We start from the raw sequence: 11,046 nt of genomic DNA on the forward strand, positions 1-11,046 counted from the left end.
GGTTACTTTATTTCTGTTAGCAGTTCGTTACATACCTTTTCGTAGTCCTCTGCCCCGGCAGATTTGGGGGCATAGTGAAAAATATCCTGCCCTTGTGTCGGGGCTTCGGCCAGCGTAATGGCGTTGCGTATATGGGTGCTGAACACTTTGCCCTGGAATGTTTCCTGTACCAGTTCCGAAACGCTCTTGTTCAGGTTCTTTCTTCCGTCGTACTGGGTTATCAGGACCCCGGCTATCGAAAGATCCGAGTTCAAACGTTGCTGCACCTTGTGGACGACCTGCATAAGTTTGGCCATTCCACGCATTGCCAGGAATTGAGCCTGAACCGGGATAATCAACCGATCCGAGGCCGTCAGTGCGTTAAGCGTGAGCAGCGACAGCGAGGGGGGGCAGTCGATCAGGATATAATCGAATTTTTCCTTTTGGCCCTTGATAAGGTGGGCTAAGATAAGCTCCCGCCCGGCCTCGTTGATTAACTCCGTTTCAACGGCCGAGAGATCCAGGCAGGAGGGAACGACTCTAAGACCGTCCTTATGCTCGTAGATCGGCAGGTCGTATTCGCCTTTCATCGCGCCGTAGATCGTTTGGGGAAGCTCCGCGGAGAAGCCCAGCGATTCGGTCAGGTTGGCCTGCCCGTCAAGGTCGATCAAAAGAACCTTGTACCCTTTTTGACGTAACGCGCCGCCCAGGTTGATCGTGGTTGTGGTCTTTCCTACTCCCCCCTTGTGATTCAATACGGAGATTACTTTTGCTTTGCTCATAAATTCAGTTTTTTAAATGGTTGTCATGTCCGCAAATATAGTTAAAATACTAATATACTAAAATACTAAAAGTAGTATTTTTCGTTTTTTGCGTGTTTTTTGTGCCGATCGGGGAAGCGTACCGAAATAAATCCTGTTTCCGTCTTTCGGTACGTTTTGTTTCTGTACCGGAATTAATCAAAGATTAGAATAACCATAAATGTTTTTATACGTTAATCATACGTATGTATATATGTATATATTTGTTTTTGAGTATCTTTGTGTGCTATAAATAAAAAATAAAAGACATGAGCACTTATTCGTATAAAAATCCGAAGTTTATAAATTCCCCTAAAGGGGTGGTTGAAGTTGTAGAAGTGATTTATGACGGCAAAGATGATCCGGCCTATTCACTGGCTATTATTAAATGGGAAAATACCTATAAATTAGGTATTCGTTGGAACATCGCTTATAGTGAATGGGACGATTACCGCAAACAGAACGGGCAAGATGAATGTATAGGTAATCCACAGTCGAGAGGTATTCCCACCTGGTTTGTTTTGCCCGATGATATGATGTTTGGTGAGAAGTTCAGCGGTGCGATGCAGAGGCTTGATGAATTAAGAAAAGGTAAGTAAGCAATGGAACAGGGAGAAATCATATTATACCAGCCGGATGAAGCGGTCAAGTTGGAAGTGAGGTTGGAAGATGAAACCGTTTGGCTGACACAAGAACAAATAGCCGACTTGTTCGGGACTAAAAGGCCAGCTATTACCAAACATTTGAACAACATTTACAAAAGCGGCGAACTTGATATAGATAGCACATGTTCCATTTTGGAACATATGGGTAATGACGGCAAACAGAGATATACTACTAAATATTATAATCTTGATGCGATTCTGTCAATAGGATATCGGGTTAATAGCAAGAACGCAACCCTTTTTAGGAAATGGGCGAATAGTGTATTAAAGGATTATCTTTTAAAGGGGTATTCCATTAATAAACGTTTGTCAGAACTTGAAAGGACTGTCGCTCAACATACCGAGAAGATAGATTTTTTCGTGCGTACTGCCTTGCCCCCGGTCGAAGGCATTTTTTATAACGGCCAGATTTTCGATGCGTACAAGTTCGCCACCGATCTGGTAAAGTCGGCCAGGCGTTCGATCGTGCTTATCGACAACTATGTGGACGAAACGGTCTTGCTCATGTTGAGTAAACGCAGCGTCGGTGTCTCGGCCACCATTTACACACAGCGTATCACGCAGCAACTCCAACTTGATCTTGACAGGCATAACAGCCAGTACCCACCTATCGACATCAGGACGTACCGGGACAGTCACGACCGTTTCCTGATCGTTGATGAAACGGACGTGTACCATATCGGAGCCTCGTTAAAGGATCTGGGGAAAAAGATGTTCGCTTTCTCAAAGCTGGATATTCCGGCGGTTGTGATAACTGACCTGTTATAATATCCCTTGTCTTATGAATGTGGTTATCTATTCACGTGTAAGCTCGCAGTCGGCCAGGCAATCGACCGAACGGCAGGTTGTCGATCTGGAGAGGTTCGCAGCCGGACGGGGGTACGAGGTGACGGCGGTCTTTGAGGAAAAGATAAGCGGACGAAAGGCCAATATTGAACGCCCGGTTTTAAGCCGTTGCCTGGAATACTGCACAGATCCGCAGAACCGGGTGGATATGCTGTTGCTGACCGAGATCTCACGCCTGGGGCGTTCCACCCTGGAGATACTAAAGGCACTCGATACGCTGCACACGCATAAAATATGCGTGTATATCCAAAACTTGAACCTGGAAACATTACGGCCGGACAAGACGGTAAACCCCTTGTCCTCTCTGATTACTACCCTATTGGGGGAACTGGCCGCGATCGAACGCCAGGGGATCATTGACCGCCTTAATAGCGGACGGGAGTTGTACATCCAGAAAGGGGGCAGGCTGGGACGGAAGCCGGGAAGCCGGAAAACGGCCGAACAGAGGAAAGAGGAATACCGGGAGGCGATCGCCTTGTTGAAGAAAGGCTACTCGATCCGGAACGTGGCGAAGCTCACGGGAAAAGCCGTTTCGACGATACAACAAGTAAAAAAAGACTTCATTAATAGCTGATTATCGGAACAAATATTGTATTTTTGCAACAAATACGAGTAAATGCGCGAAATTAAAAACGAGTATTTGCACATGTCTAAAAACGAGTATTTGCACGAAAATAATCAGAATCTAAATAAAAACGGTAGTATGGCAACAATGGCGGAGAAAATGGCGGCTTCACTGGAGGAATTAAGAAAGCTCCAGGAGAAAGACCGCTGTGTCGTTCTACAAGGGACGGCCGAGATAGGGAGGACGCATTTAACCCGGCTGTTGGATAACGGCTGGTTGCAGGAAGTAATGAAAGGCTGGTATATTGCGGCCAGGCCGGGAACAGAGGGGGATACGACGATCTGGTACACCTCATTCTGGTATTTTATTGCGAAATATGCGGCCGTCCGGCTGGGGGAACGGTGGTGTTTGACGGCCGACCAGTCGCTGGATCTGTATTCGGGGAAAACGACCGTGCCCGTGCAGGTGGTTATCAAGTCGCCGAAAGGCCATAACAACACGCAAAAGCTGATGTATGATACCTCGCTTTTGGTGTTTCAAAGCGAGATCCCGGATCAGGTATATAAAGAGCCGGAATACGGCCTTAATCTCTATCCGCTTGCCGAAGCCCTGGTATATGCCACGCCGAGATATTTCCAGGTGGAGAAGATCGCAGCCCGCACCTGCCTGGCCATGATACGGGACGCTGCCGATATATTAAAGGTACTGACGAAAAACGGGGCTTCGCTTCGTGCCGGAAGAATAGCCGGGGCGTTCCGGAACATCGGGAACAGCGAAATCGCCGACAGCATCGTTTCCACGATGCGGGGGTTCGGGTATGACGTGAGAGAAGAGGATCCGTTCGAGGATCAGCCACGAACGCCCCTTGTTTATGAAGTGTCGCCTTACGTCACACGCTTGCGCCTGATGTGGGAGAACATGAGGGATAAGGTTGTAGAACTGTTTCCCGAAGCCCCTGGAAAGATTGATGACGTGGAGGGGTATTTGAGATCCGTCGATGAAAAGTATTCGGAGGACGCTTATCATTCTCTCTCGATCGAGGGATATAGGGTTTCCCCGGAACTGATCGAGAAAGTGCGTGTCGGGAACTGGAAGCCGGAGGAAGAAGATAAGGAGCATAAAAACGCACTGGTGGCACGTGGGTATTACCAGGCGTTCCAGGCTGTCAGGGGGACGATCTCCGATATACTGAAAGGAAAGAACGCAGGGGAAGCGGTAAGGGCGGATCATCCAGTCTGGTATATGCAGATGTGGATGCCGTTCGTTACGGTGGGGATCTTGCAAAGGGAGGATCTTGTGGGTTATCGTACCGGGCAGGTCTATATACGGGGATCGCAACATATCCCGTTGAACCCGAAAGCGGTCAGGGACGCTATGCCCGTCCTTTTCGATCTCTTGAAGAATGAGCCGCACCCGGCGGTAAGGGCTGTCCTGGGACACTTCTTTTTCGTGTATATTCACCCCTATATGGACGGGAACGGGAGAATGGGACGGTTCGTCTTGAACGCCATGCTTGCGTCTGGAGGCTATAACTGGACGGTTGTTCCGGTGGAGCGTAGAAAAGAATATATGAAAGCGTTGGAAAAGGCCAGCGTGGAGGGGGATATTTCCGAATTTGCCAAAGTGATAACCTCGCTGGTCAAGTAATGATATTTATAATAATGACAATATGAAATCAACGGAATATATCGAATGGGATAAACTGGAGCAGATCCCGTTCTGCCTTTGCCGGATCGCGGAGGATGAAGAAAACCAGGAAATAGATGTTTATTATCTGGATAAACGGGTTTGCCATGATTACGATCATGTGGGGCATTATTTTCGTACTGCGATAATCATGTTTAGAAGGATCAGGAACATAACGGCCGATTGGGTGAACCTCAAAAACCTTTGGTTGCTAAGGGACTGTATCAGGGAGAATTTTAATCATGGCCTGGAGGTGGACGATCTGATCTTCGGGGAAACATTCGACGGTGAGGATCCGGAAACTATAAAGCCGCTAACCAAAGAACGGCTGTTCAAGATTAAAAAGGTGATTCAGGAAAAAGATCCATACGCTACCGTATAGGGGGGGAGTATATAAAAACAAAACCCTGGAGTTTGTCTTGCGACAGGGACAACAGGGGATTACTACGCAAATATAGGGAGTATATCTCGTTTATACAAGGATTTTATGGCTTTTCTGGATTGATTTTAAAAAGAATAGAGGCTTGTTCCCTGGAATGTAGTATTTACTACTTTTAGTATTTTAGTATATTAGTACGCTTTTCTTTTGGAGGATTTGGGCGTTCCCGTAAACGGTCGGGCTTTCCGCCTCCAAGTCCTCGCCTAAAGGCTGTGGGCTTTCCACTGCAATCCCTAACGCATGAATACACCCACCCACCCGATTAAGGTAGGCTATTTCCGGATAGAGCCGTTCGGTGAAGCCAGCCGGATAAAAGCCGCCTGACTTTTCACTGATCGGCACAATCCGGGTACTCCGGTAGCCGATTGTCGAACCCGGTTTTAAACCCCCTTTCAGGGGAGAGAGGTATTTTAGTTTTTCCGGCGTGGCCGCCTTGCGTTTACCTTGACCGGGGTTTTTGTCTGCAAAGGTCAAACGGCTTTTTCCATATCCCAAGTTGAGCCGCAAGCGGCTTTTAGAAAAAATCTCCAGCCTGGCTAAAGCCAGGTAGTATTTTTCCTAAAAAACTTGTGCTATGGAAAAAAACGTTTGGGGTGTTCTCATACAAAAACCCCTCGGAACTCAAGGTAAACGCAAGACGACCACACCGACAGCCCCGAAAAACCAAAATGAGGTTGTCTTGATACAAAAACATCGGAATCTTAGGCATCCGCAAGGTTTTTTGGGGGGGAGAGGGTGCGAGGTGGGGAGTTTACTATCGGAAAAAATCAGGTAGTAAATACTAAATTTAGTATATACTAAAATACTACTTTTTCATATAATTATCTGATAAATAGTTAGTTAAATGTTGTTTAAATACTTGCATATCTCAAATAAAAGTGCTATATTAGAGGTATAGAAAAAGAGATAACAACCTTTAGAACTGGCTCACCCACCAGGATAAAGAACGGGGGACGTAGTTATGAAAACTGATTATTTCGACAAGGCAGCGCAACAGTTTGCAAATTTGATGATCGAGAAGATCCAGCAGGTAGAGGACAATTGGCAAAAGCCCTGGATCACCATTGCGGCGAATACACGCAATTTCTTTCCGCAGAACCTCACAGGACGCAGGTACACCGGAGGCAACGCCTTTTTACTCCTTTTCCTTTGCGAGAAATTCCAGTACCAGACACCCGTATTTATGACATTCAACCAGGCGAAAGAGGCCGGGATCTCCGTGCTGAAAGGATCGAAATCGTTTCCGGTCTATTACTTCCTTTTCTACGTGTACCACAAGGAAACACGCAAGAAAATAACCTTTGAGGAATACAAGGCGTTAAGCCGGGAGCAGCAACAGGAATACAACGTTATACCGACCTATAAATATTACTCGGTCTTTAACCTGGATCAGACCAATTTTTCGGACGTGAGGCCGGAAGAATGGGAAGCGTTAAGGGAGAAGTTCAGAGGGGGACAGGCAGAGCAGCCCGACGGGACAACCGGAGAGGCGCACCCCGAAATAGATGCCATGCTGGAGGCGAAAAGCTGGTTTTGCCCGATACGGGAGCAGCAAGGCGACAGGGCTTTCTATTCTCCTTTAGTCGATTATATCGTAGTGCCGCTTCGCTCGCAGTTCGTCGATATGCAGAGCTTTTACGAAACGCTTCTGCATGAAATGGGACATTCCACGGGACACCCCACCCGATTGAACCGGGATCTTGCGCACCCGTTCGGATCAGAGGAATACGGCAAGGAGGAATTAACGGCCGAGTTCGCCGCAGCCCTGGCAGGAATGTTTTTCGGGATAGCCGAACATATACGCACTGAAAACGCCGCTTATCTGAAAAGCTGGATAAAGGCGATCCGGGAAGAACCCAAGTTCATTTTAAACGTACTGGCCGACGCTATGAAAATTGTCAAGATGATAGCCGGGAAACTGGATATCTCCGTAGAAAGCGAGGAAACGGCCGCAGATGAAGCGGAACAGGTGGCATGATACAAGGAAGATCCCCCGAAAGGGGGACAGCCTTTCGGGGTGAGTTCTTTTTGGCACTCGCCCCAAAAAGAACCAAAAAACGCTTTGCCGCTACACTCCGTTTCGCTTTCATAGCTCTGATAATGCGTTTTTTGATTGGATAGATATATATTTGTAGATAAAATAATGTAATATGAACAAACCGAAGATTATACAGATTATTGATGTTGTTTCCAATGCGATAGACGGAAACCGTATCGACGAGGATTTTATAAAGAGTTGTATTTACGGCAAAGTGAATGCGGAACTGTATGCGCATCTTTTAGGCAAATACAGGGGGTATGACGGGGATTTCTTTCAGTTTTATTTGGGGACGGACGATCGGATAAACCGGGCTTTGCTGGAGAACCTGGGGATTAAGGTCGAACCCGACAAATATCCGGACTACGATAGCCGGATTGTTGCGCAGGTCGTCCAGGGAAAGAAAAGGTTTGATATTTATCCTTTCGAGTTGGAAGCCTTTAACAGATATGCCATGTTTGGCAATAATAATGCGCTTTCATGCCTGAAAGGGATTTCCCCGACAGCCGGGCAGACCGTCCGGGAAAACGGTATTAACGAGTATGGAAACGCCTTGAATTGGTCGCTGTTCTGGATAAAGGCAAATCCGGAGGACAAAGCCCTGTTAGTGGATCACGTTTTGAATATCCCCGAACGATGATAGCGGAATATTTCATTTACCGGAGAAAGGGGGATAAAGAGCCGTTTATCTCCCTGGGGGAAATGCCGCAGTATAGGTTAAGGCCGAAACAGAAGTTTACCGGGAAAAAACTTAAAATAGAGGTGATCCGCAGGCTTTCCGGTGTGGAAATCGAGCAGACGGCCACCACTCCGCAGATAAACGCCTATATCGAGGCGAATATCTATGATACCGATCGTTGGCCGGAGTACCGGAAGTTATACCGACAGGTGGCCGGAGAGGTGGAAACCGTGGCCGACATCTTTACGCTCCAGTATATTTTAGTGGCCGAACTGGAGGATCAGACCAGGACGGGAAAGGACTGCCAGCCGCAGCCGACAGATCCGAAAGACGAGAGGCTGATACACCTAATCCGGTGCGAGCTTATGGGTGAATCCCTGGAAATGTACAAGACGATGATAAACCCGATCATCGCCTTAAAGAAACGTTTCGTTTGATACTACATCTACTAAAAATAGTAGATACTACTTTTAGTATTTTAGTTCGTGCGCTCAATCCTGGGAGAGATACGCATCGGTGTACTCTTTAAGTTCCCGGTATGCCTTCTCTAACTCTTCTTTGGTGTGACGTTTGAATTTTTTTTGCCTTAGGATGAAAGGCAACCGTTGGTTTATCTCTTTTTCGTACTCGTCCAGGCGTTGTTTCCCAATTCCGGTAAGGATGACGTGGGTACGGTCGTCGGACATTTCGATTTCTTTTAAATCGTTCATCGTATCTAATATGCGGAGGATGATTTTCTCGTAAATGGGGGTACGTAGTAACGGGTGTTCGAGCATGGGAGAATTGTATTTTATATCGAAATTCTCGATGATCTCCGTCTGCACTTCCTCTATATGCTTGGAAAGTGCTTTTCCCAGGGTGTAGTAAACAGCTATCTGAAAGTCTTTGTAATTTGGAAACATGGGCGTATATGGTTTATTGGGAACGTGGATATTTTTAATATTTCCGTTCCGGAATTCTTCGGCCGAAAGATAGGAAAATTATCTCAAATAATCTTCCGGATAGATGCGTTTTTTAGTATATACTAAAAATAGTATTTTTGTAATGCGCATTACAGTGGTGTATTTTGTAAACGTAACGTGTACTTATTCAAGCATTTTAGTAAAATGGGTATCTTTTATATCCGGTTGTACTAATCTTAGTATTTTAGTATTTTTGTAATGTACATTACAAAAATATCCGTATCTTTGTATTCGGATTGAAAAACAAAAGGCTTATGATAACGACGATCCAGTTCAAGACGTTGGACGACTTGTATCAGTTTTACAACGACGCAATTTTTAACGGTGAGCTTTCGGAATGTATCGTGAATATGTCCCGTCACGGTGGGGCGTTCGGCTTTTTCGCCGCCAACCGTTGGAGAGGGGACGGCCAGGAAAAAAAGGTCGTTCACGAGATCAGCATCAACCCCGATTTTATGAACCGGGAAGATCGGGACTGGCATTCTACCCTGGTACATGAAATGTGCCATTTGTGGCAGGAGGATTTCGGCAGGCCGAGCCGGGGAGGGTATCATAATTCGCAATGGGCTGACAAGATGATCCAGGTCGGACTGATGCCGTCCGACACCGGGGAGGCCGGAGGCAAAAGGACAGGCCAGAGCATTACGCATTATATCATTCCGGGAGGGAAGTTCGAGCAGGTTTTCAATACGCTAAGCCGGGAGGATCTGCAAAACTTGCGGCTTAGGTACAAGCCGACTTTGGCGGCCGTACCCACCCGGCCGATCCGCATCGCCGGAGGCGACGGGGACGAAACGGAAGAACCGGGAGATCCGGACGAGGGGGAGAGCAAAAGTGGAAAGCGGAAGAAATACACCTGTGGGTGCGGCTGTAACGTGTGGGGAAAATCCGGGCTGGTGTTAAGGTGCGGACTGTGCGACACTGATTTTACGGAGCAATAGGAAACAGTGCAAAGGTCAGAAGCCCCCAGTAAAAACCCCGCCGGAGGCAGATTTCAAGCATACTCGTTTTACTAAAATACTAAGATTAGTATAGACTAATCTTAGTATTTTAGTATTATTGTAATGTGCATTACAATATAGGGGGGGATATGAAAAAGTGGGGATGTCGTAATACGTCAATTCGCCCCACTTTTAAGGCTTGACGTGCAATAGCCGTCAGCCCCCAGACGGACGGGAACCACCCCGGCCGCACACAAATATAGAGAATCTTCCGGATTTAACCAAACAGGTCGGGATCTTTCTTTTTCCCCCTGGCCTTGATACCGAAATCCTCACGCAGCATCTTTGCCAGTGAGTTATGTGCGTGGGCTGTGCTCATTTCACCGCTGCAAACCTTCTCGTCGTAATAGGCGCAACGGTCGTACACGTCTTTCAGCCGTCCGCTTTCCAGGATCTTGTCGAGTGCCCTTACCGGGGTGTTGTCGCTCGGATAGCTTAAAGCACCGTAAACCCAACGGTAAACGAACGAGTATTGTTGTTGCTGGTCGCCTCGCAGTTCTTGGGGATTTCTCGCATGGATGAACAGGATAATCGTGTCGGCTTTCGGTTTTTGCCCCTTTTTAGGCGTTTTGCAGATGAATTTGTAATCGAACCATACATCGGCCTCGCTTTCCTTGATTCGTGTCTGTGCAGGCCTTAAAACCTTTTGGTCGATCTGTGCGTTCGAGTAGGAGGCCGGGATCTCCAGGTCTTTACAGAATTGCTCGATCGAGTAATAATACTCCCGTCTGTCCCGTTGGCTGCAAATGATCTTGTAGAGCCGCTTGGTGTAATTGCCCCGGAGGGTTAAGGCGATGTTCTTCCCGTACCTTGTACCGCCGACACCCGTACCGTAGTAGAGCAGGAAAGGGATCGCCCAGGGGTTGAGCGTCAGGGCTACCCGGTTTGTGCCTTTGATGTTGTGTACCGTCGTTATCACCACCCCGAACGTTTCCACCGTCTGGTGGATATTGGGATGCACCCAGCGAAAGGAAAAGTTTTTCCGCATCATGGCGATAGCCTCTTTCAGAACTTTGCTCTTGTTGTTCTTCCCCCCGGCTTCGTCGCATTTGATCTCGACGACAGGCTGGTTAAAGAGGTCTTTAGGCAGTTGTTTTTCCCTGGTCATGTGTTGCTGGATCTGGTCGCTTATCAGCGTCAGGAGGTTTTCTTGCCACTCGGTCACGGAGTACTGGCCGAATGTTACGTTATTCGGCTGGATTAACATTACTTCTTCCTCCGTAGGAGGAATATAGAGGGTGATGTCGTTGGTCGCCATAGGCTTTTTTTTTGAGTTCGGGACAAAGTTAAAGAAATGAAAGATACCGCCAAAAAATACCAAGTATTTTTTGTTGTAACCTTTAGTAAAATGGGTATTTATTGGAGGGGGTAATTTTAGTAAAATAA

The 11,046-nt window shown here is 47.1% G+C and carries 13 protein-coding genes; 9 read left to right on the forward strand and 4 right to left on the reverse strand.

The window, feature by feature from the left end; translation table 11 throughout:
- Nucleotides 1-2: 2 nt before the first annotated feature.
- Nucleotides 3-761 carry a ParA family protein gene (locus NBH01_RS25220; RefSeq protein ID WP_005842209.1) on the reverse strand — a complete coding sequence of 253 codons (759 nt, stop codon included), beginning with the start codon at nt 759-761 and terminating at the stop codon, nt 3-5.
- A gap of 287 nt (nt 762-1,048) precedes the next feature.
- Between NBH01_RS25220 and NBH01_RS25225 the strand changes: the two genes are divergently transcribed.
- The 5 genes from NBH01_RS25225 to NBH01_RS25245 all read left to right on the forward strand — a co-directional run bounded on the left by NBH01_RS25225 (nt 1,049) and on the right by NBH01_RS25245 (nt 4,923).
- A complete protein-coding gene (locus NBH01_RS25225; RefSeq protein ID WP_004327465.1) occupies nt 1,049-1,378 on the forward strand; it encodes a hypothetical protein in 330 nt (109 codons plus the stop codon).
- Between the two features lie 3 nt (nt 1,379-1,381).
- A complete protein-coding gene (locus tag NBH01_RS25230) occupies nt 1,382-2,212 on the forward strand; it encodes a virulence RhuM family protein (RefSeq protein ID WP_007756681.1) in 831 nt (276 codons plus the stop codon).
- Nucleotides 2,213-2,225: 13 nt separating this feature from the next.
- Nucleotides 2,226-2,864, forward strand: coding sequence for a recombinase family protein (locus NBH01_RS25235; RefSeq protein WP_005648594.1), 639 nt, complete (start codon nt 2,226-2,228; stop codon nt 2,862-2,864).
- A gap of 129 nt (nt 2,865-2,993) precedes the next feature.
- The gene (locus tag NBH01_RS25240) at nt 2,994-4,502 is read left to right on the forward strand and encodes a Fic family protein (RefSeq protein WP_032839866.1); all 1,509 of its coding nucleotides are present in this window, start codon (nt 2,994-2,996) and stop codon (nt 4,500-4,502) included.
- 22 nt (nt 4,503-4,524) lie between these two features.
- On the forward strand, nt 4,525-4,923 hold the full coding sequence (locus NBH01_RS25245) for a hypothetical protein (RefSeq protein WP_005648588.1): 399 nt from the start codon (nt 4,525-4,527) through the stop codon (nt 4,921-4,923).
- A 180-nt stretch (nt 4,924-5,103) separates the two neighbouring features.
- Here the strand turns inward: NBH01_RS25245 and NBH01_RS25250 are convergent, their stop codons facing one another.
- On the reverse strand, nt 5,104-5,487 hold the full coding sequence (locus tag NBH01_RS25250) for a hypothetical protein (RefSeq protein ID WP_005648579.1): 384 nt from the start codon (nt 5,485-5,487) through the stop codon (nt 5,104-5,106).
- Between the two features lie 454 nt (nt 5,488-5,941).
- Between NBH01_RS25250 and NBH01_RS25255 the strand changes: the two genes are divergently transcribed.
- The 3 genes from NBH01_RS25255 to NBH01_RS25265 all read left to right on the forward strand — a co-directional run bounded on the left by NBH01_RS25255 (nt 5,942) and on the right by NBH01_RS25265 (nt 8,134).
- Nucleotides 5,942-6,958 (forward strand): ArdC family protein, encoded by a 1,017-nt coding sequence (locus tag NBH01_RS25255; protein ID WP_007756676.1) that lies wholly within the window; start codon nt 5,942-5,944, stop codon nt 6,956-6,958.
- Nucleotides 6,959-7,130: 172 nt separating this feature from the next.
- Nucleotides 7,131-7,658, forward strand: a complete 528-nt coding sequence (locus NBH01_RS25260) for a hypothetical protein (protein WP_007756674.1) — start codon at nt 7,131-7,133, stop codon at nt 7,656-7,658.
- Nucleotides 7,655-8,134, forward strand: coding sequence for a hypothetical protein (locus NBH01_RS25265; RefSeq protein ID WP_007756673.1), 480 nt, complete (start codon nt 7,655-7,657; stop codon nt 8,132-8,134). Before NBH01_RS25260 ends, NBH01_RS25265 begins: the two co-directional genes overlap by 4 nt.
- Nucleotides 8,135-8,188: 54 nt before the next feature.
- Here the strand turns inward: NBH01_RS25265 and NBH01_RS25270 are convergent, their stop codons facing one another.
- A complete protein-coding gene (locus NBH01_RS25270) occupies nt 8,189-8,599 on the reverse strand; it encodes a hypothetical protein (RefSeq protein WP_007756672.1) in 411 nt (136 codons plus the stop codon).
- Between the two features lie 314 nt (nt 8,600-8,913).
- Between NBH01_RS25270 and NBH01_RS25275 the strand changes: the two genes are divergently transcribed.
- A complete protein-coding gene (locus NBH01_RS25275) occupies nt 8,914-9,600 on the forward strand; it encodes a SprT-like domain-containing protein (RefSeq protein WP_007756669.1) in 687 nt (228 codons plus the stop codon).
- A 277-nt stretch (nt 9,601-9,877) separates the two neighbouring features.
- Here the strand turns inward: NBH01_RS25275 and NBH01_RS25280 are convergent.
- A partial coding sequence (locus NBH01_RS25280; protein WP_352230660.1) for a replication initiation protein occupies nt 9,878-11,046 on the reverse strand: 1,169 nt, incomplete at its 5' end.

The sequence above is a fragment of the Bacteroides sp. B1-V-101 genome, from assembly GCF_023656585.1.
Lineage (GTDB): Bacteria > Bacteroidota > Bacteroidia > Bacteroidales > Bacteroidaceae > Bacteroides > Bacteroides thetaiotaomicron.